We start from the raw sequence: 25,573 nt of genomic DNA, 5'->3' as shown, positions 1-25,573 counted from the left end.
CATGCCCGCAGTTTGCCAGCCCGGCGGCGTATCCGTCCCTGTTTTCTCCTGACAGCGTACTGTCAGGAGATGTCAGCGCCACACCCGGCAAGCGGGCGCGCGCGCGTGCTTCGGGATAGGATAGCGGCCTGATCGTACCAATACCGCATGCTGCGTGCCGCCGGCGACACTCGCCGCCGCGCCCCGCCCACCCGCAGCAAACCGCAAGCCAAGAGGACGCAAGCCATGTCATCCGGTGTCATCCGCATCCGCGGAGCCCGTCAGCACAATCTCAAGAATCTCGACCTCGACCTGCACACCGGCGAAATGACGGTGGTGACGGGGCCGTCCGGGTCGGGCAAGTCGAGCCTGGTGTTCGACACGCTCTATGCCGAGGGCCAGCGCCGCTACGTCGAGACCTTCAGCGCCTACGCGCGCCAGTTCCTCGACCGCATGGACCGGCCGCAGGTGGACCGCGTGGACGGCGTGCCGCCGGCGATCGCCATCGACCAGACCAACCCGGTGCGCAGCTCGCGCTCCACGGTCGGCACCATGACCGAGCTCAACGACCACCTCAAGCTGCTCTACGCGCGCGCGGCCGAGCTGTTCGACCGCAAGACCGCGCAGCCGGTGCGCCACGATTCGCCCGAGACCATCTACGCCGAATTGCAGGCGCGCGCCGCGCAGGACGATCCGCGCCTGGTGGTGACGTTCCCGGTGGAGCTGCCCGAAACCACCACCGAGGCCGAGATCGCGCAATGGCTGTCGGTCAGCGGCTACACGCGCGTGCAGGCGCAGCGCGTGGTCGCGTCGCCGACCGGCCCGCGCAAGGTGCTCGACGTGGTGGCCGACCGCTTCCGCCTCGGCAACACGGAAAAGGCGCGCGCGCTGGAGGCCATCGAGGCCTCGCTCAAGCGCGGCGGCGGCCGCGTCAACGTCTACGTGCTCAACGCCGCCGACGAGGCGGCCGAGCCGCAGGTGTGGCGCTTCTCCACCGGCCTGCACAGCCCCGAGAGCGACATCCGCTACGCCGACCCGCAGCCCGCGCTGTTCTCGTTCAACTCCGCCTACGGCGCGTGCGAGACGTGCCGCGGCTTCGGCCGCGTGATCGGCGTCGACCTCGGGCTGGTGATCCCGGACGAGCGCAAGAGCCTGCGCGACGGCGCCATCAAGCCGATGCAGACGCCGGCCTGGAAGGAATGCCAGGACGACCTGATGCGCTACGCCGCGAAGGCCGGCATCCCGCGCGACGTAGCGTGGTCCAGCCTGACCGCGGCCGAGCGCGCCTGGGTCATCGACGGCTCGCCGGACTGGAACGGCAAGTGGAACACGCACTGGTACGGCGTCAAGCGCTTCTTCGACTATCTCGAGTCGAAGGCCTACAAGATGCACATCCGCGTGCTGCTGTCGAAGTACCGCAGCTACACCCCGTGCGAGACCTGCGGCGGCGCGCGCCTGAAGACCGAGGCGCTGCTGTGGCGCCTGGGCGGCAAGGCCGGCGCCGACGCCGTGTGCGAGCCGGCGCGGCGCTTCCTGCCGCGCGGCGTGGACTGGGACCGCGGCCAGCTCGAGGCGCTGCCGGGCCTGACCGTGCACGACCTGATGCTGATGCCGATCGGGCGCATCCGCCAGTTCTTCGACGAGCTCACGCTGCCGAGCCTGATGCTCGACGACGCGCTCAAGCTGCTGCTGGCCGAGGTGCGCACGCGCCTGAAGTACCTGTGCGACGTGGGCCTGGGCTACCTCACGCTGGACCGCCAGAGCCGCACGCTGTCCGGCGGCGAGGTGCAGCGCATCAACCTGACCACGGCGCTCGGCACCTCGCTGGTGAAGACGCTGTTCGTGCTCGACGAGCCCAGCATCGGCCTGCACCCGCGCGACCTCAACCGCATCGTCGAGGCCATGCGGCGCCTGCGCGACGCCGGCAACACGCTGGTGGTGGTGGAGCACGACCCGTCCGTGATGCTGGCGGCCGACCGCCTGATCGACATGGGCCCCGGCCCCGGCGAGCGCGGCGGCAATATCATCTATGACGGCACGCCGGGCGACATCCGCGCGTCCGGCACGCTCACCGGCGAATACCTCGCCGGGCGCCGCCAGGTGACCGACCTGTCCGCGTGGGCGCCGCGCCCGGTGGACGCCGCCACGCCGCGCATCGTGCTCGAAGGCGCCACCGAGCACAACCTGCGCGACGTCACCGTGGCGATCCCGCTGCAGCGCCTGGTGTGCGTGACCGGCGTGTCCGGCTCGGGCAAGTCCACGCTGCTGCAGGACGTGCTCTACCCGGCGATGGCGCGCCACTTCGGCAAGTCCACCGACGCGCCCGGCGCGTTCCGCCGGCTGGAAGGCGCCGGGCAGGTCAGCGACGTGGTGTTCGTCGACCAGTCGCCGATCGGCAAGACCGCGCGCTCCAACCCGGCCAGCTACGTCGGCGCGTTCGACGAGATCCGCAAGCTGTTCGCCAAGGCGCCGATGGCGCTGCAGCGCAGCTACACCGCCGGCATGTTCAGCTTCAACTCGGGCGACGGGCGCTGCCCCACGTGCGGCGGCTCCGGCTTCGAGCACGTCGAGATGCAGTTCCTCTCCGACGTCTACCTGCGCTGCCCCGACTGCGACGGGCGCCGCTACCGCGCCGAGATCCTCGAAGTGAAGATCGAGCGCGCGCTGCCGGGCCAGCCGCCGCGCCCGCTCAGCGTGGCCGACGTGCTGGAGCTGACCGTGAGCGAGGCGGTGGCGTATTTCGCCGGCGACGCCGCGGTGCTGCGCGTGCTCCAGCCGATCGTCGACGTGGGCCTGGAATACGTCAAGCTGGGCCAGCCGGTGCCGACGCTGTCGGGCGGCGAGGCCCAGCGCCTCAAGCTAGCCGGCTACCTGGCCGAGACCGCGCACGGCGGCATGGCGTCGCGCAACAAGCCGCTGCCGCACGAAGGCCGGCTGTTCATGTTCGACGAGCCCACCACCGGGCTGCACTTCGACGACATCGCCAAGCTGATGCGCGCGTTCGGCAAGCTGCTCGACGGCGGCCATTCGCTGATCGTGATCGAGCACAACCTCGACGTGGTGCGCGCGGCCGACTGGATCATCGACCTCGGCCCCGAGGGCGGCGACGCCGGCGGCGAAGTGCTGTGCGTGGGCACGCCGCAGGACGTGCGCGGCTGCGCCGCGTCCCACACCGGGCAGGCGCTGCTGCACTACGACCGCGCCATCGGCCACGCCTTCGCGCTCGACGACGAAGGCGTGCCGCTGCAGGCCGCGCTGCGCGCCGCGCGCGAGCGCCGCGCGGTGGAAGGCGTGGACGTGGTGCGCATCGTCAACGCGCACGAGCACAACCTCAAGGCGCTCAACGTCGACATCCCGCACGGCAAGTTCAACGTGGTCACGGGCGTGTCCGGCTCGGGCAAGTCCACGCTGGCCTTCGACATCCTGTTCCACGAAGGGCAGCGCCGCTATCTCGAATCGCTCAACGCCTACGCGCGCTCGATCGTGCAGCCGGCCGGGCGGCCCGAGGTGGACGCGGTGTACGGCATCCCGCCCACGGTGGCGATCGAGCAGCGCCTGTCGCGCGGCGGGCGCAAGAGCACGGTGGCGACCACCTCCGAGGTCTGGCACTTCCTGCGCCTGATGTACGTGAAGCTGGGCATCCAGCACTGCATCCACGACGGCACGCCGGTCACTTCGCAGAGCCCCGAGTCCATCGCCGCGCAGCTGCTGCGCGACTACAAGGGCCAGCACGTGGGTTTGCTGGCGCCGCTGGTGGTCAACCGCAAGGGCGTCTACACCGACCTCGCCAAGTGGGCCAAGGCGCGCGGCAACACGCACCTGCGCGTGGACGGCGAATTCCTGCCGGTCGATCCGTGGCCGCGCCTGGACCGCTTCCGCGAGCACACCATCGAGCTGCCGGTCGGCGACATCAAGGTCTCGGCCGAGAACGAGGCCGCGCTGCGCGCGCTGCTCGGCCAGGCGCTCGAAGCCGGCAAGGGCGTGATGCACCTGCTGGCGCCGCTCGACGGCCTCGGCCACGCGATGGGCAACGGCGGCACGCGCGGCATCGGCGCCACCACGGTGTTCTCCACCAAGCGCGCCTGCCCGGTGTGCAGCACCAGCTATCCCGAGCTGGACCCGCGCCTGTTCTCGTACAACAGCAAGCACGGCTGGTGCCCGAGCTGCGTCGGCACCGGCCTCACGCTCACGCGCGAGCAGCGCGCCGCCTTCGACGACACCGTGATGGCCGACGACAACCGCGGCCGCGAGCAGACCCTGCCGTCCGAGCAGCAGGAGCCCGACGACGTGGCCGACCTGCCGTGCCCCGACTGCGGCGGCACGCGCCTGAACCCGGTGGCGCGCGCGGTCACGTTCGACGCGCACGCCATCACCGACGTGGCGCGGTGGACCGTGTCCGACACCCACCGCTGGGTGCAGACGCTGCGCCTGGCCGGGCGCGACGCCGAGATCGCGCGCGACGTGGTCAGCGAGATCCGCAGCCGCCTGCAGTTCCTCGAGGAAGTGGGCCTGGGCTACCTCAGCCTGGACCGCGCCGCGCCCAGCCTCTCGGGCGGCGAGGCGCAGCGCATCCGCCTCGCCGCGCAGCTCGGCAGCAACCTGCAGGGCGTGTGCTACGTGCTCGACGAGCCCACCATCGGCCTGCATCCGCGCGACAACCAGATCCTGCTCGACGCGCTGCGCAAGCTCGGCGAGAAGGGCAACACGCTGGTGGTGGTGGAGCACGACGAGGACACCATCCGCCGCGCCGACCACATCATCGACATCGGCCCCGGCGCCGGCAAGCGCGGCGGCACGCTGGTGGCGCAGGGCGGGGTGGCGGCGCTGTCGGCCAGCCCCGACTCGCTGACCGGCCAGTTCCTCGCGCACCCGATCCTGCATCCGCTGCAGCCGCGCCGCGCGGTGCGCCCCGAAGGCAAGGGCCGCGAGGCGGTGCCGGCGCAATGGCTGACCGTGCACGGCGCCTCGCTGCACAACCTGCGCGGCGTCACCGCCGGCATCCCGCTCGGGCGGCTGGTGGCGATCACCGGCGTGTCCGGCTCGGGCAAGTCCACGCTCGCGCGCGACGTGCTGATGACCAACCTGCTCGACGCGGTGGGCCGCTCGGTGATGTCGTCGCCGGCCACGCGCCGCGCGCGCAAGGCCGCCGGCGCCGATGCCGCCAATGCCGCGCGCACGCGCAGCGCCGCGCGCGCCGAGCCGCGCCGCAAGCTCGACGTCGCGCACGACTGGCAGGGCTGCGACGCCGTCACCGGCTTCGAGAGCATCGATCGCGTGCTGGAAGTGGACCAGACCCCGATCGGCAAGACGCCGCGCTCGTGCCCGGCCACCTACATCGGCGTGTGGGACACCATCCGCAAGCTGTTCGCGCAGACGCTCGAAGCCAAGGCGCGCGGCTACTCCGCCTCGCGCTTCTCGTTCAACACCGGCGACGGCCGCTGCCCGGCCTGCGAAGGCCAGGGCGTGCGCACCATCGGCATGAGCTTCCTGCCCGACGTGAAGGTGCCGTGCGACGTCTGCCACGGCCAGCGCTTCAACCCCGAGACGCTGGCGGTGACGTGGCGCGGCAAGAACATCGGCGACGTGCTGACGATGGAGATCGACGAGGCGGTGGAATTCTTCGCCGCCATGTCCAACATCGCCCATCTGCTGCAGCTGATGAAGGACGTGGGCCTGGGCTACCTCACGCTGGGCCAGCCCTCGCCCACGCTGTCCGGCGGCGAGGCGCAGCGCATCAAGCTGGTGACGGAGCTGTCCAAGGTGCGCGACGACATCACGCGGCGCGGCCAGCAGGCGCCGCACACGCTCTACGTGCTGGACGAGCCCACCGTGGGCCTGCACATGGCCGACGTGGCCAAGCTGATCCGCGTGCTGCACCGGCTCGCCGACGGCGGCCACAGCGTGGTGGTGATCGAGCACGACCTCGACGTGATCGCCGAGGCCGACTGGATCATCGACCTCGGGCCGGAGGGCGGCGTGGCCGGCGGCGCCATCGTCGCCGCGACCGATCCGGAAGGGCTGGTGAAGGTCAAGGCCAGCCATACCGGGGCGGCGCTGGCGCCGGTGCTGGCGCGCGGGCGGGCAGTCGCCGCGCCGGCCGGCACGCAGGCCGCGCGGCCGCGGAAAGTCGCGGTGTCCTAGGGGCCGGCGCGCCGCGCCGTGCACCAACCTGGGCCGCGCCTGCCTGCCCGCCTGCACCAACTTGAGCGGCGCGGCGGCGGATTACCGGAAAGCGGCCAAAGTGGCCATATGGAATACTCGGAAATGGCTATCCAAAGTAACGCCAATGCGCCCTATAGTTGTGCGCACGGTCACTCTACGGATAGATCCAGATATGAGGCAGGCGATTGAGCGCCAGGCGGCAACGCAGGCGCAGGCAGGCGGCATGCATGGCATGCCGGATCCGCTCGGCGGCGACGGGCTGTTTGCCGTGTCGACACCCAAGCTCGACCTCCGGCAGGCGCAGGCGCTGGCCGCGGAAGTGTATGGCATCGACAGCCGCGCGACGGTGCTGAGCAGCGAGCGCGACCAGAATTTCCGGCTCGACGGCCGCGATGGCGGCACCTACGTGCTCAAGGTCACGCACCCGGCCGAGGACCCCGGGGTAACGGATTTCCAGACCCAGGCGCAGTTGCACCTGATGCGTGCACAGCCGGCGCTGCCGGTGCCGGGCATCCTGCCGACCAGGAGCGGCGAGAGCATCCACTGGCGCGAGGCGGGCGCCGGCGGGCTGCGCCAGGCGGTGCGGCTGATCACCTTCCTGCCCGGCGTGCCGCTGTACAAGGTGGCGCGCAGCGCCAGGCAGCGCCGGGCCCTCGGCGGCGCCCTGGCGCGCTTCGACCAGGCCCTGGCGGGCTTTTCCCACGCGCATTCGAATCACCGGCTGCTGTGGGACATCCAGCACGTCTCCCAGCTGCGTCCGCTGCTGGCCCTGGTCGAAGACGGCCCGCGCCGCGCGCTGGCCACGCGGTTCCTCGACCACTACGAGCAGGCCACCGCGCAGCGGGTCGCGGGCCTGCGCCGGCAGGTCATCCATAACGATCTCAACGCCTACAACGTGCTGGTGGACGAGCACGACACCGAGCGCGTGACCGCGATCCTGGATTTCGGCGACATGGTGGAGGCGCCGCTGGTCAACGACCTCGCCGTGGCGTGCGCCTACCAGCTCGCCGACGCGCCCGACCCGCTGGCGACGGCGCTCGACTGCGTCCGGGCCTACCACCGCGTCCTCCCGCTGACCGAGGCGGAGGCCGGCGTGCTGCCCGACCTCATCGCCGCGCGGCTGCTGATCACGGTGCTGATCACCGGCTGGCGCGCGCGGCAGCATCCCGAGAACAGTGCATACATCCTGCGCAACAATGCCCTGTCGTGGACCGGCCTTCATCGCCTGGCCGCGTTGCCGCGCGGGCAGGCTGAACACACCGTGCTAGAGGCGATCGGCGGCGAACCGGAGAACCACCATGAGTAAAGACAAGGCCATGCTCAACGCCTTCGACCCCGCGCGGTCGGGCACGCTGGGCGACATCGACCGCGCGCTGATCGAGCGCCGGCAGCGGCTGCTGGGGCCGGCATACCGGCTCTTCTACGAAGAGCCGCTGCACATGGTCCGCGGCGAGGGCGTCTGGCTGTACGACAACACCGGCAAGGCCTACCTCGACGCCTACAACAACGTGGCATCGGTCGGGCACTGCCGCCCGGAGGTGGTCGAGGCCATCGCCCGGCAGGCCGCCACGCTCAACACCCACACGCGCTATCTGCACGAAGGCGTGCTGGACTACGCGGAGCAGTTGCTGGCCACCTTTCCCGCCGAGCTTTCGCAGGCGATGTTCGCCTGCACCGGCAGCGAAGCCAACGACCTGGCGCTGCGCATCGCCCGCCGCCACACCGGCGGCACCGGCGTGGTGGTGACGCAGCTGGCCTACCACGGCGTCACCGCCGCCGTCGCGGCGATCTCGCCGTCGCTGGGCAAGTCGGTCCCGCTCGGCGCGGACGTGCGCGCCGTGCCCGCGCCGGACAGCTATCTCGGCGACCCGGACACCGTGGGGGCGCGGTTCGCGCGCGACGTCCAGCACGCCATCGACGACATGCTCCGGCACGGCATCCGGCCGGCCGCGCTGATCGTGGACACGCTGTTCTCGAGCGACGGCGTGTTCGCCGACCCGCCCGGCTTCCTGCGCGAGGCGGTCGAGGTAATGCGCCGCGCCGGCGGCATCTTCATCGCCGACGAAGTGCAGGCCGGCTTTGCCAGGACGGGGACCGCGATGTGGGGCTTCCAGCGCCACGGCCTGGTGCCCGACATCGTCACGATGGGCAAGCCGATGGGCAACGGGCATCCGGTCTCGGGCCTGGTGGCCAGGCCGGAAGTGATCGCGGCGTTCGGCCGCGAGGCGCGCTACTTCAACACGTTCGGCGGCAACCCGGTGTCCTGCGCGGCCGCCCGGGCGACGCTGGACGTGATCCAGAAGAACGGGCTGCAGGAGAACGCGGCCACGATCGGCGACTACATCCGGCAGGGCTTCGCCGAGCTGGCGCGCCGGCACGACCTGATCGGCGACGTGCGCGGCGCGGGCCTGTTCATCGGCGTGGAGCTGGTGCGCGACCGCGCGGGCAAGCAGGCCGCGGCCGACGAGGCCGGCCGCGTGGTCAACGCGATGCGCGAGAACGGCGTGCTGATCAGCACCACCGGCCCGCGCGGCAACGTGCTGAAGATCCGGCCGCTGCTGCCGTTCAGCCGCGCCAACGCCGACCTGCTGCTGGAGGTTGCCGACCACGCCCTGCGCGCGGCCTGAGCGTCCGGCGTTCCGCGTTCAGGCCGGCGCGCGCTTCTTCGCGCCGCACTGCTCCACCACCCGGGCGAGCCGCTCCACGCCCGGGGCGATCTCGGCGAGCGGCACGCCGCCGAAGCCCAGCACCACGGAGCGGTCTTCCAGGTCCGGGCGCGCCGCCACGAAGCGCGGGGCGCCGAGCACGATGTGCTTCGCCCGGGCCGCTTCCACCAGGGCGCCGGTGCCCGTCTTCAGGTCCATGCGCATGAACAGGTGCAGGCCGGCGCGCGCCTCCGACAGGCTGATCGCGCCGCCGAGCCGGCGCGTCAGGCACGCGCGCAGCGTGTTCTGCCGCTCGGCGTATTCGAGCCGCATGCGGCGGATGTGCTGGGAGAAGTGGCCTTCGTCGATGAAGTCGGCGAGGGCCGCCTGCGCATGGAGCTGGCCGGGCCGGTAGAGCTTGGCGCTGGCCATCGAGAAGGTCTGCGCCAGGTGCGTGGGCACCACCAGGTAGCCCAGGCGCACGCCGGCGAACATCGCCTTGCTGAAGGTGCCCACGTAGATGACCCGCGCATCGCTGTCCAGCCCCTGCAGCGAGGGCAGCGGCGCGCCGTCGTAGCGGAACTCGCTGTCGTAGTCGTCCTCCATGACCCACAGGTTGCGCGAGCGCGCGCTTTGCAGCAACTCCAGCCGGCGCGCCAGCGGCATCACCACGCCGGTGGGATAGTGGTGCGACGGGCTGGTCACGACCAGGCGCGTGTGGCGCGGCGCGTGGCTCGCTTCCAGCGACAGCCCGTGCTCGTCCACGGTGCCGGCGCCGATGCTGAGCCCGGCCGACGCCAGCACCGTGGGGAACGCCCAGTGGCACGGGTTCTCGACCAGGGCCATGTCGCCGGGGTCGGCCAGCAGGCGCGCGCACAGGTCGATGGACTGGTGCGTGCCCGAGGTGATGATGACCTGCTCCGGCTCGCACGCCACCGAGCGGGAGATCTTCAGGTAGCTCGCCACCGCCGCGCGCAGCGGCGCGAAGCCGCCGCCGTCGGCCGCGTACCCCGACAGCGAGAGGTCGCCCTTGCCGATGTGCCGGGACACCAGCCGCCGCCACAGGTGGAACGGGAACATCGAGGCATCGGCCACGCCGGGCACGAAGGCGCCGCTGGACTGGCTCAGGCCGCCGGGCAGGTCTTCCAGCATGCGCCCGCGCTGGGACAGGGCCATCGTGTGCCTGGCGTGGCTCGCCTCGGACGCGCCGCCGAGCGGCCGCACGCTGGTCGGCGCGACGAAGGTGCCGCTGCCGCTGCTGGCATTGAGATAGTTCTCCGCGATCAGGCGGTCGTAGGCCAGCGAGACGGTGATGCGGGAGATGCCCAGGTCCTGCGCCAGCGCGCGCGAGGAGGGCAGCTTCTGCCCGGCGACCAGCGTGTGGTCGAGCACCGCGCGCCGCACCACCTGGTAGATCTGGCGCTGCATCGGTTCCTCCCCCGACCTCGAAAGCGCTTGCGAAAGCAGGTCGGTAAGCAGCACGGCGCGCATCGAAATGGCCTCATCAAATAAAAGTATTTGGATATATAGGCTATAGCCATCGATTGCTATAGTCAAACGCCGCCTACCCATCCGAACAGATCCAGTCATCCGGCGGTGACTCGCGGCGGCGGCTCGCGCCGCGAGTGTGGACGCAACGGGCACCACCAATCACGAAGGAAGACAGAACATGGGTACGACAACGACGCGGCAGCCATTCCGGGCGGCCGCAGCCGCATTCTTCGGGACCACCATCGAGTGGTACGACTTTTTCTGCTACGCCACCGCGTCGGCCCTGGTGTTCGGCGACGTGTTCTTCGCCACCAAGGACCACTTCATGGGCACGCTCGCGTCGCTGGGCACCTTCGCCGTGGGCTTCGTGGCGCGGCCCTTCGGCGCCATCCTGTTCGGCCACCTGGGCGACAAGGTGGGCCGCCGCGAAGCGCTGATCATCACGCTGCTGCTGATGGGCGTGTCGACCACGCTGATCGGGCTGCTGCCGTCGTATCACGCCATCGGCATCTCGGCGGCGGTCCTGCTGGTGATCCTGCGGCTGGTCCAGGGCGTCGCCGTGGGCGGCGAGTGGGGCGGCGCGGTGCTGATCGCCGCCGAGCACGCGCCGCGGCGCTGGCGCACCTTCCTGGCCGCCGCGCCGCAATACGGCAGCCCGGTCGGCCTGATCATGGCGACCTCGATCTTCCAGGTGGTGTCGGCGCTGCCCGAGAACGATTTCAGGAGCTGGGGCTGGCGCATCCCGTTCCTGGTGAGCGCGGTGCTGGTGCTAGTGGCGTTCCTGATCCGGCGCGGCGTCAACGAGAGCCCGGAACTGGAGGCGCACCGCGAGGCGCGCGCGCGGAGCGCGCACGCGGTCGAGGTCGCGCCGCTGCGCACGATCTTCGCGCGCTTCAAAGGCCGGCTGGTGGCGGGGATCGGGCTGTCCATGCTCGGCATCTCCGGGTTCTACTTCATCACCACGCTGATGATCACCTACACCACCAACTACCTGCACGTCGCCAAGCCCGACATCCTCAAGATCGTCACCTACACCGGCCTGGTCGAGTTCCTGAGCTTCCCGCTGGCCTCCTATCTCGCCCATCGCCTCGGCGAGCGCAGGTTCATCGCCATCGTGTCGGGCGCGGCGGTGCTGTGGGCGGCGCCCATGATGATGCTCATCCTGACCCGCGACCTGACCAACATCGCCATCGGCATCCTGGTGGCCACGGCCTTCATCGGCGCCTACTACGCGGTGCTGGCGCCGTTCCTGCCCAAGGCGTTCCCGGTCAACGTGCGCTACACCGGCATCTCGCTGAGCTTCCAGATCTGCGGCGCCGTCTTCGGCGGGACCACGCCGCTGGTGGGACTGTGGATCGCGCAGCAGTACGGCCTGCAATGGGGGCCGCTGGCGCTGCTGTTCGCGCTGATCGCCGGCAGCACGTTCCTGGCCGCGCTGCTCATCCCCAATGGCGAGGGCGCGTCCGCGGAGGACCGCCAGGAAGCGGCCGGCGACTATCCCGGCATGGCCGTGGAGCGGGGCTGAGGCGCGCGCGGGCCGCATCGGCGGCCGCATCGGAACATCCGGAAACCGGCGCCAGGGTGCTGCCGCCGGCAATGATCTCAAAGGCAAACGCATGAACCAGAACGAACTCGCCACGCCGCTGGCGGACTCTCTCGCCGCGCGCATTCTCGACGCGGTGGACAGCGGCTTCGACACGCAGACCGAACTGCTCCAACAACTGGTCAGGATTCCCTCGCAGCGCGGCGAGGAGGCGACGGCCCAGGATTTCATGGCGCGGCAATACCGCGCGCGCGGTTATGCCGTGGACCAGTGGCAGATCGACGTCGAGAAGATCCGGCACCTGCCGGGCTTCTCGCCGGTGGCGGTGTCGTATGACAACGCCTTCAACGTGGTCGGCGCGCATCGCGCGCGCACGCAGGCCGGGCGCTCGCTGATCCTGAACGGGCACATCGACGTCGTGCCCGTCGGGCCGCTGGCGCAATGGACGCGCGACCCGTACAGCGCCGAGATCGTCGACGGCTGGATGCACGGGCGCGGCGCCGGGGACATGAAGGCGGGGCTGGTGGCCTGCATGTCGGCGCTGGACGCGCTGCGCGCGGTGGGCCTGCAGCCCGCGGCCAACGTGTACCTGCAATCGGTGGTGGAAGAGGAATGCACCGGCAACGGCGCGCTGGCCTGCCTGCAGCGCGGCTACCGGGCGGATGCCGCCTTCATTCCCGAGCCGCTGCTGCCCAAGCTCATGCGGGCCCAGGTCGGGCCGATGTGGTTCCAGGTGCAGGTCGACGGCGACCCGCAGCACGCCTCGGCGGCGTTCTCGGGCGCCGGCGCCAACGCGATCGAGAAGGCGATCTTCCTGATCGGCGAGCTGAAGGCGCTGGAAGTCACCTGGAACGCGCGCAAGAAGGACTACCGGCACTATTGCTGCCACCCGCATCCCATCAACTTCAACCTCGGCAAGATCGCCGGCGGCGACTGGGCTTCGAGCGTGCCCGCGTGGTGCCACTTCGACATGCGCGTGGCGGTGTATCCGGGCCAGAGCCTGGCGTCCGCCAGGGCGGAGATCGAGGCCTTCATCGCCGCGGCCGCGGCCCGCGATCCTTTCCTGGCCAAGCATCCGCCGCGCGTGATCTACCACGGCTTCATGGCCGAGGGTTACGTGCTGGAGAACGGCGAGGACGTGGAAGCCGCGCTGCGCGCCAGCCACGAGCGCGTGTTCGGCGAGGCGCTGCAGGAGTATTCGACCTCGGCCGCCACCGATGCCCGGTTCTTCGGCCTGTACGCCGACACGCCGGCCATCGTCTACGGCCCGGAATGCCGCATGCCGCATGGCTACGACGAGGCGGTCAACCTGCAGTCCGTGCGCATGGTGACCAAGACGCTGGCGCTTTTCATCGCCAGCTGGTGCGGCGTCGAGGCGCTGGCGGCCTAGCGCCGCCGGCCGGAGGGACTGCCGGAGAGGGTCGAAGAGGGCATCGCGGAAAGGGGCCCGGCGGGTCCGCGATTCAGGATACTGGCCCGGGAGCGCCACTAGCTGCGACAATGCTTCCTTCGGCAACGAGCGGCGGCGGGCGATTCCCGGTCTCGCCGCGGCGAGACAGTGTGATCTTGAAACCCCTCCTTCCCATCCTCGCAACCCTGTGCGCCTGCCTGGCGGCCCAGGCAGCCCCGGCCGCGCCGCCCGCCGACCAGCCCGGCGCCGGCGCCGCGCCCGGCAAGGCCGCGCCGCGCGCGGCCGGCAAGGCGCCGCCCGCGCCGGCGCTCCGGCCGGCCGCGCCGCCGCTCTCGCCGGGCAACCGCGACCAGTACGCGCTGCGCCCGGAGCGCGAGGCGCAGCCGCAGAGCAGCTTCGGCCTGCGCATGAAGCCCGGCTGGGTATCGCAGGGCGGCGTCGACGACGACGGGCGCTAGCGCCCGCCGCGCTTCAGCCGCGCGCGAAGATGCTGTGGAAGTCGGGCGTGCCGCTGGCCTGCGCGGTGAGGTCGAGCGAGGCCTCGATGTGTTCCAGGTGCTCGGTCATCAGCGCGCCGGCGCGCGCGGCGTCGCGCTTCTCGATGGCGTCGATCAGCTCGCGGTGCTCGTGCTCGGGGCAGGCGGGCGCGCCCGGGCGGTCGTAGAGCGTGATGATCAGGCAGGTCAGCGAGACCATCTCGCGGATCAGCTTTTCCAGGATCGCGTTGCCGGCGATCTCCGCCAGCAGGATGTGGAACTCGCCGGACAGGCGGATCATGGCGGCGCGGTCGCCGCGGCCGCGCGCGCTGTCTTCTTCCTGCGCGTGGCGGCGCAGGCTGCGGATGCGGGCCGGCGTGGCCTGCCGCGCCAGCACGCCGGCCAGCTCCGGCTCCACCACGCGGCGCGCCTGGAACACCTGGCGCGCCTCGTCCACCGTGGGGCTGGCGATGAAGGCGCCGCGGTTGGGCACCAGCGTCACCAGCTTCTCGTGCGCGAGCCGCGCGAACACCTGGCGGATGCGCGCGCGGCTCGCGCCGGTGACTTCGCACAGGCGCTCCTCCACCAGCTTGGTGCCCGCCAGCAGGCGGTGCTCCATGATCGCGGTGAGCAGGTGGAGGTAGATCGTCTCGGCGGGCGAGCCCTCGCCGGCCTCGGCCGCCTCGGTCGCCTCCACGGCGTTGTCCTTATCCTTGTCCTTCGGTTTCGCTTTGCTTCTGCTGGTTGCCATCTGGGTACGCATGGTCGGCTTGCCGCCGAGATTGGCGACGAAATTCCCGCATATCGTACACAAGTCGGCTGGCAGGCCGCGCGCTCAGTTGAGCGCGAACGGCGCCAGCATGCCGGCGTAGGCCTTGGGCAGCGGGCGCGCCCAGTCGCCGCGCTTGCTGGTGCCGAGCCGGATCGAGACCATTCCCTCGGCCATCTTCACCGCCGCGCTGACGCCGTCGATCACCGGCGCGCCGATGGCCTCGGCGATCTCCTCGCACAGGTCGGCCATGCCGGCGCAGCCGAGCACGATGCAGTCGCTGCCGTCGCGCGCGAGCGCGCCGCGGCAGGCCTCGGCGACGATGCGGCGCGCGTCCGAGCCGGGCCGCTCCAGCTCCAGCACCGGCAGGTCGCAGGCGTGCACCGCGCGGCAGAAGCGCTTCATGCCGTAGCGCTCGGCCAGGTGCCAGGCGATGTTGCAGGTGCGCGCCAGCGTCGTCACCACGCTGAAGCTGGTGCCGACCATGCTGGCCATGTGCATGGCCGCCTCGGCCACGCCGATCACCGGGCCGCGCGCGAGCTCGCGCGCCGCGTACAGGCCGGGGTCGCCGAAGCAGGCGATCACGTAGCCGTCGGTGCCGTCCTGCTCGCCGGCCAGGATCTCGTCGAGGATGCCGGGCACCGAGAGCGCCTCGTCGTAGTGGCTCTCGATCGAGGCCGGCCCCATGCGCGGGCTGACCGCGGCGATGCGCGTGCCGGGCGCGGCCACGGCGGCGGCGCACTGCCCGATCTTGTCGGTCATGCTCTGGGTGGTGTTGGGGTTGATGATCTTGAGCTTCATGGCGGGTTTTCGGGGTCGGGTGTCCGGGGTCAGATGTCCAGGGAATTCAGCCGCGGTCGGCAAGGTGCGCCGCCATCAGGCGCGGCGCCAGCAGGCGGTACAGCAGCAGGGCCATGCCCATGCCGATGAACCAGCTGTAGTTCGCCAGCCCCTGCCACGCCGGCACCACCACGCACAGGATGGGCACCAGCGCCGACGGCAGCAGGGTGAGCACGGCCGCCGGGTTGTAGCCGTTGCGGTACCAGTAGCGGCCTTGCGCGCTCATGGTGTAGAGGTCGTCCACCGCCACCCGTTGCCGGCGCACCAGGTAGTAGTCGGCGATCAGGATGCCGAACAGCGGGCCGATGAACGCGCCCAGGATGTCCAGCGTGTAGTGGATGACCTGCGGGTTGTTGTAGAGATTCCACGGCGTGATGAAGATCGACGCCACCGCCGCGATCATGCCGCCGGTGCGCCAGCTGATGTGCTTCGGCGAGACGTTGGAGAAGTCGAACGCCGGCGAGACGAAGTTGGCCACGATATTGATGCCGATGGTGGCGGTCATGAAGGTGAACGCGCCCAGCAGCATGGCGAAGGTGCTGTCGATGTGGCTGACGGTCTCCACCGGGTCGGTGATGAGCTTGCCGAACACCGGCAGCGTGGCCGAGGTGGTGATCACCGTGAGCAGCGAGAAGCCGAGGAAGTTGACCGGCAGGCCCCAGAAGTTGCCGCGCCGCACCGAGCGGAAGTCCTTCGCATAGCGCGAGAAGTCGCCGAAGTTGAGCATCGGGCCGGAGAAGTACGACACCACCAGCGCGATCGCCGTGAGCATCACCGGCACCGCGTCCCAGCCGGTGTACTTGAGGAAGCTCAGCGTGAAGTTGACGTTCTGCCAGCCGGCCTTCTGCACCAGCCAGATCGCCAGCGCGATCATCACCACGTAGACCGCCGGGCCGGCCCAGTCGATGAACTTGCGGATGGTCTCCATGCCGTTCCAGAACACCAGCGCCTGCAGCACCCACAGCGTCATGAACGCGCACCAGCCCAGCGCGGACAGCCCGGCGAAGCCGTGCAGCTTCGCATCCGCATACGGCGCCAGCGCCGGGAAGAAATGCAGCGCCAGCACCAGGAACGCGCTCGACGCGAGATAGGTCTGGATGCCGTACCACGCCACCGCGATCAGCCCGCGGATCACCGCCGGGATGTTGGCGCCGAGCACGCCGAACGAGGCGCGGCAGATCACCGGGTAGGGCGTGCCGGTGGCCTGGCTGGGCCTGGCCACGAGGTTGCAGAAGAACTGCACGATCACGATGCCCACCAGCAGCGACACCAGCACCTGCCAGCTCGACAGGCCCAGCGCGAACAGGCTGCCGGCGGTGATGTAGCCGCCCACGCTGTGCACGTCGGACATCCAGAACGCGAAGATGTTGTAGGTGCCCCAGGTCTGCCGGCGCAGCGGGGCGAGGTCCTCGTTGGTCAGGCGCTCGTCGTAGCCGGGCTTGACGAGGGCGTTGCCGTGCGCGTGGCCGGCGGCCTGGGCGGCGTCGGGCGACGCGGTGGGGGTGGCAGTCGCTTGCATCGTGGATCTCTCCTGGTGGCGGATGCCGGCCGGGCGGCAAGGCGGTCCCGCTGGACGGGCCGCGCCCGGGCCGGGCGTGGCGAGGCGCCGGCCGCGTTCCTGTGCGCGGCCCGCATTTTTATTGAGAACAAAATTGTCTACAAAACTAAATGATGTTGTGGACAGATTTGTAGGCGATAAAGGCGAGAGAGTCAATGCGGCGGGGATCGGGACAATCCCTAGGCGGCGGCCGCGCGCGGCCGGGCCGGGGCTGGCGCCCGGCGCCGCGCGAGGTGGCGCGGGCGAGATGGCGCGGGAATTGCTCCGTGCCCGGGCCGGCGCCGATACCGCGGCCACCGGCTTTGCGCTACGCTTGCGCGGATGCGCCGCTTCTCTCCGCTTCCCCCCGCCTCGCCGCGCGCCCGCCGGCGCGGGGCCACCCGACACCAAGGAGTGCAGATGTCCACCAGCCAGCCCGGCCCGGCCGCCGCCCGCGCCGCCGTCCATCACCTGCGCGCCTCGCGCATCCGCGAGGTGGCCAACGCCGGCGTCGGCCTGCCCGACGTGCTGCCGTTCTGGTTCGGCGAGTCCGACCAGGTCACGCCCGCCTTCATCCGCGACGCCGCCAGCCGCGCGCTGGCCGGCGGCGCCACGTTCTACACGCACAACCTCGGCATCGCGCCGCTGCGCGAGGCGCTGGCCGGCTACGTGAGCGCGCTGCACGGCGCCACCGCGGCGGACAACGTGGCCGTCACCAGCGCCGGCGTCAACGCGCTGATGCTGGCCGCGCAGCTGGTGGCCGGCCCCGGCGACCGCGCCGTGGCGGTCACGCCGCTGTGGCCCAACCTGGTGGAGATTCCCAAGATCCTCGGCGCCGGGGTGGAGACGGTCTCGCTCGACTACGGCGCGCACGGCTGGACGCTCGACCTGGACAAGCTGCTGGCCGCGCTCACGCCCGGCACGCGCCTGCTGATGATCAACTCGCCCAACAACCCGACCGGCTGGGTGATGTCGCGCGCGGACCAGCAGGCCGTGCTCGACCACTGCCGCCGGCACGGCATCTGGATCATCGCGGACGAGGTCTACGAGCGGCTCTACTACGGCGGCGGCGAACACGCCGTGGCGCCGTCCTTCCTCGACATCGCCAGCCGCGACGAGCGCGTGATCTGCGTGAACTCGTTCTCGAAGGCGTGGCTGATGACGGGCTGGCGGCTGGGCTGGATGGTGCTGCCGGCGGCGCTTACCGGCGATCTCGGCAAGCTGATCGAGTACAACACCTCGTGCGCGCCGTCGTTCGTGCAGGAGGCGGGCATCGTGGCCGTGCGCGAGGGCGAGGCCTTCACGCGCGAGCTGGTCGGCAAGCTGCGCGCGGCGCGCGACCACCTCGTGAGTGCGCTGTCCGAAGTGCCCGGCGTGGACGTGCATGCGCCGGAGGGCGCGATGTACGTGTTCTTCCGGCTCGAGGGCGCGCGCGACAGCCTGGCGCTGTGCAAGCAGCTGGTGCGCGAGGCGCATCTGGGCCTGGCGCCCGGCAGCGCGTTCGGCGACGAAGGCGAAGGCTTCGTGCGCTGGTGCTACGCCTGCGACACCGCCCGCCTCGACGAAGGCGCGCGCCGGCTACGGGCGTTCCTGGGGCGCTGACGCCGACGCCCCGCCAGCGGCGGTGGCCTGCTCCTGCCACCAGCCGCCGCCCAGCGCCTGCAGCAGCGCGGCCGAGTCGGAGAAGCGGCTCGCGCGCGCCTGCGCCAGCGCCAGCCGCGCCTGCCGGTCCTGCCGCTCGGCATCGAGCACCGCCAACTGGCTGACGCCGCCGAGGCGGTACTGTTCACTGACCACGGCCAGCGTGGCGGCGGCCTCGCGCGCGCTGTCGGCGCGCGCGCGCAGCGCGTCGGCGTCGGCCTCGAGCGCGCGCAGCGTGTCGGCCACTTCGCGCAGGCCGCTCAGCACCGCCTGCCGGTAGGCGGCCAGCGATTGCTCGTAGGCCGCCTCGGCCGAGCGCTTGCGCGCCACCAGCTCGCCGCCGCGGAACACCGGCTGCACGATGCCCGCCGCCAGCGACCACACGTTGAAGCTGTCGAACAGGTTGCGCGTGGACATGGCCTGGGTGCCGGCGCTGCCGCTCAGCGTGAGCTGCGGATAGCGCTGCGCGGCGGCCACGCCGATATTGGCCGAGGCCTGGTGCAGCAGCGCCTCGGCCGCGCGGATGTCGGGCCGGCGCCGCGCCAGCGCGGACGGCAGGGTCAGCGGCAGCGTGTCGGGCAGCGTCAGGTCTTCGAGGCGGAATTCGGGCAGGCCGGCGCTTGCCGGTTCCTGGCCCGCGTACACCGCAAGCTGGTGGCGCGTGGCGGCAAGCTGCTGGACCAGCCCCGGCAGCAGCGCCTGGCTCTGCGCCAGCTCGCCGCGCTGGCGCCGCACGTCGAGCGCGGCCACGCCGCCGGCCTGGTGGCGCTGTTCCGTGATGGCGAGCTGCTGCTGCTGGGCCCGCACGATGGCCTCGGTGTCGGCGATCTGCGCGCGCAGGCTGGCCTCGCGGATCGCCGCGGTGGCCACGTTGCCGGCCAGTGCCAGGCGCGCCGCCTCCAGCTCGAAGCGCTGGTAGTCCACCGCCGCGCGCAGGCCTTCGAGCTCGCGCCGCGCGCCGCCGAACAGGTCGAGCGTGTAGGAGACCGTCACGCTGGCGCCGTACAGCGTGAACGGGCCCGGGCTGGGAAACGCGGTGATGCCGACCGAGGCGAGGTCGACCTGCTCGCGCGTGGTGTTGAGCTTGGCGTCCACGCGCGGCGCCAGCAGCGCGCCGGTGCTGGCGGAGAGGTCCTGGCGCGCCTGCTCCAGCCGCGCGCGCGCCTGCGCCAGCGTGGGGCTGGCGTCCAGCGCGGCGCGGATGGCGCGGTCCAGCGCCGGGCTTTGGAACAGCGTCCACCATTGCGCCGGCACGTCGGCGCCGGCCAGCAGCGCCTGCGCGTGGCCGTCCGGCGCGTCGGCCGCGCCGGTGCGCCGCGGCTGCGCGCCGGCGGTGTAGGTGTCGCCGGCGGGCGCGGGCGGCACCGCGAAATCGGGGCCGACGGCGCAGCCGCCGAGCGCGAGCGCGAGCGCGGCGGGCAGCATGGAGACGAGAACGCGCGGCAAGGCTGGCATGGCCGGCTCCCTTAGTCGAGTGTGCGGCGGTAGAAACGCACCGCGATGGCCATCACCACGGCGGTAAACAGCAGCAGCGGCCACACGTCGGGCCACAGTTCGGCCCAGCCGTTGCCTTTGAGCAGGATGCCGCGGATCATGCGGTTGAAGTAGGTCAGCGGCAGCACGCTGCCGATGCCCTGCGCCCAGCGCGGCATGCCCTGGAACGGGAACATGAAGCCCGACAGCAGGATGCCCGGCAGGAAATAGAAGAAGGTCAGCTGCACCGCCTGCAGCTGGTTCTGCGCCAGCGACGACAGCGTGATGCCGACCGTCAGGTTGGCGGCGATGAACAGCAGCGCGGCCAGGTAGACCGCCAGCACCGAGCCGACGAACGGCACGTGGAAGACCCAGCGCGCCGCCAGCAGGATGATGGTGGCCTGGATCAGGCCGATGAACACGTAGGGCACGATCTTGCCGGTGATGACCTCGAGCGGCCGGACCGGTGTGGCGAGCAGGTTCTCCATCGTGCCGCGCTCGCGCTCGCGCGTCATCGCCAGGCCGGTCATCATCACCATCGTCATGGTCAGGATCACGCCCATCAGGCCGGGGATGATGTTGTACGGCGTGAGGCCCTCCGGGTTGTAGAGGCGCTGCACCTGCACCTCGAACGGCGCCTTGCCGCCCGCGAGATGCGCGAGCGCGCCCCGCAGGTCCTTGTCGGCCACCGAGTAGGCCAGTTGCGGCAGCGCGGCGATGGCCTGGCCGGTGGCGGACGGGTCGGTGGCGTCGGCCTCGACCAGCAGCGCCGGGCGCTCGCCGCGCAGCAGCCGCGCGGTGAAGTCGGGCGGGATGGTGAGCACGAACTGCACGTCGCCGCGGCGCAGCGCGGCGCGCCCGGCCGCTTCGTCGGGCAGGGTGCGGGTCACGCGGAAATACGTGGAAGCCTGCATGCCGGCCACGAACGAGCGCGTGAATTCGCTGTGGTCCGCCGCGATCACCGCGGTGGGCAGCTGGCGCGGGTCGGTGTTGATGGCGAAGCCGAACAGCATCAGCTGGATGATCGGCAGGCCCACGATCATGCCGAAGGTGATGCGGTCGCGGCGCAGCTGCAGGAACTCCTTGATGACGATGCTCCACCAGCGCTGCGGCGAGAACGCGAAGCGCCCGCCATTGCCGTTGCCGCTCATCGCCCGGCCTCCTTGCCGGCGCGCATGTTGTCGTCGGCGCGGCTCATCATGTGGATGAAGACGTCTTCGAGGCTGGTGTCGATCCGCTCCAGCCGGTGCTGCGCGCCGGCCACGCGGCGCAGCGTGGCTTCGAGCGCGGCTTCGTCGTGCCCGGTGACGTGCAGCGCGCTGCCGAACACCACGGTCTGCTCGACCCCGGGCGCGCCGCGCAATTGGTCGGACAGCGCGGAAAGCTGCTCGCCCAGCACGCTCCACGTGACCAGCTTCTGGCTGGCCACCACCTCGCCCGCGGTGCCCTGCGCCAGCAGCTTGCCGTAGGCGATGTAGGCGAGCTTGTGGCAGCGCTCGGCCTCGTCCATATAGTGCGTGCTGACCAGCACCGAGATGCCGCGCGCGGCGAGCTGATGCAACTGCGCCCAGAAATCGCGGCGCGCCTTCGGGTCCACGCCGGCGGTGGGCTCGTCGAGCAGCAGCAGCTGCGGCTCGTGCAGCAGGCAGGCGGCCAGCGCCAGGCGCTGCTTCCAGCCGCCCGAGAGCCGGCCAGCCAGCTGCTGCGCGCGGCTGGCCAGGCCGAGTTCCTCGAGCGCGCGGTCCACGGCCTCGCGCCGCTTCGGCATGCCGTACACGCGCGCGACGAAATCGAGGTTCTCGCGGATGGAGAGATCGTCCCAGTAGGAGAACTTCTGCGTCATGTAACCCACGCGGCGCTTGATCTGCGCGCTCTCGCGCAGGATGTCGTAGCCCAGGCAGGTGCCGCTGCCGCCGTCGGGCGTGAGCAGGCCGCACATCATGCGGATCGAGGTGGTCTTGCCGCTGCCGTTGGGGCCGAGGAAGCCGAAGATCTCGCCGCGCCCGACCTGCATGGCGAGCTTGTCGACCACCACCTTGTCGCCGTAGCGCTTGGTGAGGTCGCGCACGTCGATGACCCATCCGGCGTGGCCGTCGCCGCGCGGACCGGACGCTGCCGCAGGCATGGCGGATGCGCTCATGGCCGCGCCACCTCGACCGGCTGGCCCGGGTGCAGCTTCGGCGCGTCGGCCGCCGCCGGGCGCGCTTCCACCAGGAACACCAGCTTGGCGCGCGTCTCGTTGCTGTAGATCACCGGCGGCGTGAACTCGGCCTGGCTGGAGATGTAGCTGACGGTGGCGTCGACCGGCGCGGCGCAGCCGTCGCAGCGCACGCGCACCGGCTCGCCGGTCCTGAACGCGCCGACCACGGTTTCCGGCACGTAGAAGCGCACCTTGACGTTGCCCGGCGGCAGCAGCCTGACCACCGGGCTGCCGGCCGGCACCCAGTCGCCGCGGCGGAACGGCGTGTCGTAGACCAGGCCGGCCTGGGTCGCGCTCACGGTCTTGCGCGAGAGCTTCCACTCGGCCTGCGCCAGCGCGGCGCGCGCGGCGGCCACCTGGGCCTCCTGCGCGGCGCGCTGGGCGCTGCGCCCGGGCAGGCGCGCCACTTCCACGTCGCGCTGCAGTTCGCGCACGCGGGCGGCGTCGGCGGCGGCCGTGGCGCGGCTTTCCTCGAGCTGCGCCTGGGACACGCCGCCGATGGCGAACTGCGCCTGGTCGCGCCGGTATTGCGCCGCGCTGCGCAGCGCGCCGGCCTGCGCCTGCGCGAGCTGCGCGCGGGTGGCGTCCACCTCGGGCGGGCGCTTGCCGGTCTGCAGGTCGGCCGCCTGCGACTCGGCCGCGCGCACCTGCGCGGCGGCCTGCTGCCGCGCGGCGCTTTCGTCGTCGGCTTCGAGCGCGAACAGCGGCGCGCCGCCGGCGACCTGCTGGCCGCGCTGCACGACGAGCTGGTCGAGCCGCCCGGCGAACGGCGAGGCCACGCTGACGAACTCGCCCTCCACGTAGCCTTGCCAGGCGGGCGGCGCGTCGTTGCCGCACGCGCCGAGCAGCGCGGCGGCCGCGGCCGGCAACGCCAGGGCGGCGGTCCGGCGGGAGAGGCGGAGAAGGTGGCGAAGGCGGTGGCGGTGCATGGCAGGCTCCGTGCGCATGGCTGGGTCTCAGGCGGAGGGGCTGGGAGGCAGCGGCGACATCCCGTGCGCGAGCAGCGCGCCGACGTGGCGCGCCAGCGCCTCGGGGTCGATGCCCTGCGCGCCGGGCAGGCGCTGCCAGATATGCGTGGTGGCCAGCGGCAGCAGCGCCAGGCCGATCAGCGACACCATCAGCAGTGCCGGCTCCACGCCCGGGTTGAGCTTGCCGGCCGCACGCGCGGCGCCCAGGTGGGCGGTGACGATGCCGGCGCGCTGCAGCGCGATCTTCTGCAGCACGCGCTCGTGCAGCTGGCCTTCCGCGTTGACGATCTCGCGGATCCACAGCCCGGGGAACCACGGCGTGGCGGCGGCGGCGCGGATCAGCCGCGTGGCGATGCCGACCAGCATCGCGGTGGGATCTTCCTGGTCCGCCAGCGCGGGCGCGAAGACCTGCTCCACCAGCGGCTGCAGGCGCTCGTCGACCACCGCGTCGAGCAGCTGGTCGCGGTCGCGGAAGTAGTAGTGCACCAGCGCCGGCGTGACGCCGGCATGCGCGGCAATGGTCCTGATCGGCGTGGCGGCCACGCCGTGCCGCGCGAACAGGGTGGTGGCGGCGTCGAGCAGTTGCCCGCGCTGGCCGGCCGTGGCTGCCTTGCCGGCGGCGGGCCGGCCCGGGCGGCGGGGCGGGGAAGGCGAGCGGGCGGGCGGCGGCGTGGGCATGGGGCAAGCACTGTGCGGGAACAGAGAAATATTAATTGTTGGATTAATTAATTCAAGGCCGGTTACAAAAATGACGATGGCCTGGGACCGCGGCGCACCCGCGCGGGAAGTGGAATGTTGCAATGCAGCAATGCAAGGTAGACATGTCATAAAGCCTTGGCTATGCTTCGTCCCGCCAATTCGCCAGGCAGCACCGTTGCTGCCGCCGGCCGCCCCGCCGGTCAGGTTTCTCCCCGGATTTTTCATGCTGCTTCGCCGTCTCACCGCCGCCCCGGCGCGGTTCCGCTTGTCCGTTGCCTGCCGCTTGCCGGCCGTCGCCCTGTCGCTGCTGGCCTGCGCCGGCGTGGCGCGGGCGCAGGACGCAGGCCCGGCGCCGGACCCGATGCCGGCCTCGGGCAGCCTGGTGAACGAGGCCGACGCGCCGTTCTCGTTCCACGGCCAGACCACCTATATCTGGCAGCGCAAGCCGGCCTTCGGCGCGGCCTATTCGGGCGACAACAGCCTGGCCGCGCAGCGCGCCAAGAGCTATTCGTTCAGCACCACGCTCGACCTGGGGATCCGCCTGTGGCGCGGCGCCGAATTCCACTTCAACCCGGAGGTGACGCAGGGCGTGCCGTTCTCCGAGCTGCACGGCCTGGGCGGCCTGCCCAACGGCGAGCTGGCCAAGGTGTCGAGCACCAACCCGGTGTTCTACCGCGCGCGCGCCTTCGTGCGCCAGACCTGGGGCCTGGGCGGCGGCAGCGAGGACGTCGAGGCCGATTTCAACCAGTTCGCCGGCAGCGTCGACAAGCGCCGCGTGGTGCTGACCGCCGGCAATTTCGGCGCGCTCGACGTGTTCGACCAGAACGAATTCGGCTCCGACCCGCGCACCCAGTTCATGAACTGGTCATTCCTCACGCACGGCGCGTTCGACTACCCGGCCGACGCGCGCGGCTACGACTGGGGCGTGGCGCTGGAATACATCGGCGACGCGTGGTCGGCGCGCATCGGCCGCTTCCTGCAGCCGCTCGAATCCAACGGGCTGGAGCTGGACACGCGCATGTTCCAGCACTACGGCGACATCCTCGAACTGGAGAAGCGCTACAGCATCGCCGGCCAGCCCGGCACCGCGCGGCTGCTGTTCTTCCGCAACAAGGCGCGCATGGGCGCGTTCAGCGACGCGCTGCAGTTCGGCGCCGCCACCGGCACCACGCCGGACGTGGCCAACGTGCGCGAGGAACACGCCAAGATCGGCGTGGGGCTGACCCTGCTGCAACGGATCAACGAATCACTGGGCGTGTTCGCGCGCGCCAATATGTCCGACGACAAGACCGAGACCTACGCCTTCACGGAAATCGGCCGCCAGGTATCGGCCGGCGGCGTGCTCAACGGCAACGCCTGGGGCCGCCCGCGCGACGCGGTGGGGCTGGCCGTGGCGGTCAACATGCTGGGACCGCGGCACCGGGCGTATCTGGAGGCCGGCGGCCTCGGGGCGTTTCTCGGGGACGGCGCGCTACGGTATGGGCCGGAACAGGTGATGGAGTTGTATTACAGTTTTCAGCCGGTCAAGTATTTGAGTATTAGTCCGGATTTTCAGTATATTCGGAATCCTGGATATAATCGGGATCGGGGACCGGCCAAGTTTTATGGGGTCAGGTTGCATGGGGAGTTTTGAGTTTTTGTTTTTTTGAGTTCTTGTTTGGACGGTTTTGGTGCTTGAACCCAAAGGCTGTATGACATCCCCGCTGCGCGGGGCTGCCAGTCACTTTCTTTTGTCTGAA

17 protein-coding genes are annotated in these 25,573 nt (G+C 71.1%); 8 read left to right on the top strand and 9 right to left on the bottom strand.

Annotation, left to right across the window (positions count from 1 at the left end):
* The first annotated feature begins 225 nt into the window (after positions 1 to 225).
* The 3 genes from uvrA (at position 226) to AC3WXD_RS21645 (ending at position 8,768) form a co-directional block, all read left to right on the top strand.
* Positions 226 to 6,120, top strand: coding sequence for an excinuclease ABC subunit UvrA (gene uvrA, locus AC3WXD_RS21655; protein ID WP_492324680.1), 5,895 nt, complete (start codon positions 226 to 228; stop codon positions 6,118 to 6,120).
* A gap of 244 nt (positions 6,121 to 6,364) precedes the next feature.
* A complete protein-coding gene (locus tag AC3WXD_RS21650) occupies positions 6,365 to 7,447 on the top strand; it encodes a phosphotransferase (RefSeq protein WP_492324744.1) in 1,083 nt (360 codons plus the stop codon).
* Entirely contained in the window at positions 7,440 to 8,768 is a 1,329-nt protein-coding gene (locus tag AC3WXD_RS21645; RefSeq protein ID WP_492324679.1) for an aspartate aminotransferase family protein, read from the top strand. Before AC3WXD_RS21650 ends, AC3WXD_RS21645 begins: the two co-directional genes overlap by 8 nt.
* 18 nt (positions 8,769 to 8,786) lie before the next feature.
* Here the strand turns inward: AC3WXD_RS21645 and pdxR are convergent, their stop codons facing one another.
* Complete coding sequence (pdxR, locus tag AC3WXD_RS21640; RefSeq protein WP_492324678.1) at positions 8,787 to 10,277, bottom strand: MocR-like pyridoxine biosynthesis transcription factor PdxR; 1,491 nt, start codon at positions 10,275 to 10,277, stop codon at positions 8,787 to 8,789.
* 178 nt (positions 10,278 to 10,455) lie between these two features.
* Between pdxR and AC3WXD_RS21635 the strand changes: the two genes are divergently transcribed.
* The 3 genes from AC3WXD_RS21635 to AC3WXD_RS21625 all read left to right on the top strand — a co-directional run bounded on the left by AC3WXD_RS21635 (position 10,456) and on the right by AC3WXD_RS21625 (position 13,689).
* Positions 10,456 to 11,802, top strand: coding sequence for an MFS transporter (locus tag AC3WXD_RS21635; RefSeq protein ID WP_020204805.1), 1,347 nt, complete (start codon positions 10,456 to 10,458; stop codon positions 11,800 to 11,802).
* Between the two features lie 91 nt (positions 11,803 to 11,893).
* Positions 11,894 to 13,210: an ArgE/DapE family deacylase gene (locus AC3WXD_RS21630; RefSeq protein WP_492324677.1), complete on the top strand. Its 1,317-nt coding sequence runs from the start codon at positions 11,894 to 11,896 to the stop codon at positions 13,208 to 13,210.
* A gap of 176 nt (positions 13,211 to 13,386) precedes the next feature.
* Complete coding sequence (locus AC3WXD_RS21625) at positions 13,387 to 13,689, top strand: hypothetical protein (RefSeq protein ID WP_156173681.1); 303 nt, start codon at positions 13,387 to 13,389, stop codon at positions 13,687 to 13,689.
* A 13-nt stretch (positions 13,690 to 13,702) separates the two neighbouring features.
* Here the strand turns inward: AC3WXD_RS21625 and AC3WXD_RS21620 are convergent, their stop codons facing one another.
* The 3 genes from AC3WXD_RS21620 to AC3WXD_RS21610 form a co-directional block, all read right to left on the bottom strand.
* Positions 13,703 to 14,458, bottom strand: a complete 756-nt coding sequence (locus AC3WXD_RS21620; RefSeq protein WP_492324676.1) for a GntR family transcriptional regulator — start codon at positions 14,456 to 14,458, stop codon at positions 13,703 to 13,705.
* An 84-nt stretch (positions 14,459 to 14,542) separates the two neighbouring features.
* Positions 14,543 to 15,277, bottom strand: coding sequence for an aspartate/glutamate racemase family protein (locus AC3WXD_RS21615; protein WP_020206800.1), 735 nt, complete (start codon positions 15,275 to 15,277; stop codon positions 14,543 to 14,545).
* A gap of 46 nt (positions 15,278 to 15,323) precedes the next feature.
* The gene (locus AC3WXD_RS21610) at positions 15,324 to 16,835 is read right to left on the bottom strand and encodes an NCS1 family nucleobase:cation symporter-1 (RefSeq protein WP_492324675.1); all 1,512 of its coding nucleotides are present in this window, start codon (positions 16,833 to 16,835) and stop codon (positions 15,324 to 15,326) included.
* A 438-nt stretch (positions 16,836 to 17,273) separates the two neighbouring features.
* On the opposite strand from AC3WXD_RS21610, the gene AC3WXD_RS21605 reads away from it, so the two are divergent.
* Positions 17,274 to 18,455, top strand: a complete 1,182-nt coding sequence (locus AC3WXD_RS21605; protein ID WP_492324674.1) for a pyridoxal phosphate-dependent aminotransferase — start codon at positions 17,274 to 17,276, stop codon at positions 18,453 to 18,455.
* Here the strand turns inward: AC3WXD_RS21605 and AC3WXD_RS21600 are convergent.
* Genes AC3WXD_RS21600 through AC3WXD_RS21580 form a run of 5 tightly spaced genes read right to left on the bottom strand, consistent with a single transcriptional unit; the run spans position 18,432 to position 23,813 of the window.
* Positions 18,432 to 19,949 (bottom strand): efflux transporter outer membrane subunit, encoded by a 1,518-nt coding sequence (locus AC3WXD_RS21600; RefSeq protein WP_492324673.1) that lies wholly within the window; start codon positions 19,947 to 19,949, stop codon positions 18,432 to 18,434. The genes AC3WXD_RS21605 and AC3WXD_RS21600 overlap by 24 nt on opposite strands.
* 11 nt (positions 19,950 to 19,960) lie before the next feature.
* A complete protein-coding gene (locus AC3WXD_RS21595) occupies positions 19,961 to 21,118 on the bottom strand; it encodes an ABC transporter permease (protein ID WP_020206796.1) in 1,158 nt (385 codons plus the stop codon).
* Positions 21,115 to 22,092, bottom strand: coding sequence for an ABC transporter ATP-binding protein (locus AC3WXD_RS21590; RefSeq protein ID WP_492324743.1), 978 nt, complete (start codon positions 22,090 to 22,092; stop codon positions 21,115 to 21,117). The genes AC3WXD_RS21595 and AC3WXD_RS21590 overlap by 4 nt, the downstream gene beginning before the upstream one ends.
* An 11-nt stretch (positions 22,093 to 22,103) precedes the next feature.
* A complete protein-coding gene (locus AC3WXD_RS21585) occupies positions 22,104 to 23,096 on the bottom strand; it encodes an HlyD family secretion protein (protein ID WP_492324672.1) in 993 nt (330 codons plus the stop codon).
* A gap of 27 nt (positions 23,097 to 23,123) precedes the next feature.
* Entirely contained in the window at positions 23,124 to 23,813 is a 690-nt protein-coding gene (locus tag AC3WXD_RS21580; protein ID WP_454730896.1) for a TetR/AcrR family transcriptional regulator, read from the bottom strand.
* A gap of 244 nt (positions 23,814 to 24,057) precedes the next feature.
* On the opposite strand from AC3WXD_RS21580, the gene AC3WXD_RS21575 reads away from it, so the two are divergent.
* The gene (locus tag AC3WXD_RS21575; RefSeq protein ID WP_081651607.1) at positions 24,058 to 25,467 is read left to right on the top strand and encodes a carbohydrate porin; all 1,410 of its coding nucleotides are present in this window, start codon (positions 24,058 to 24,060) and stop codon (positions 25,465 to 25,467) included.
* The last annotated feature ends 106 nt before the right edge of the window (positions 25,468 to 25,573 follow it).

Source organism: Cupriavidus sp. FW216-B1 (genome assembly GCF_058789195.1).
This window is presented reverse-complemented; position numbering and strand designations above follow the sequence as displayed.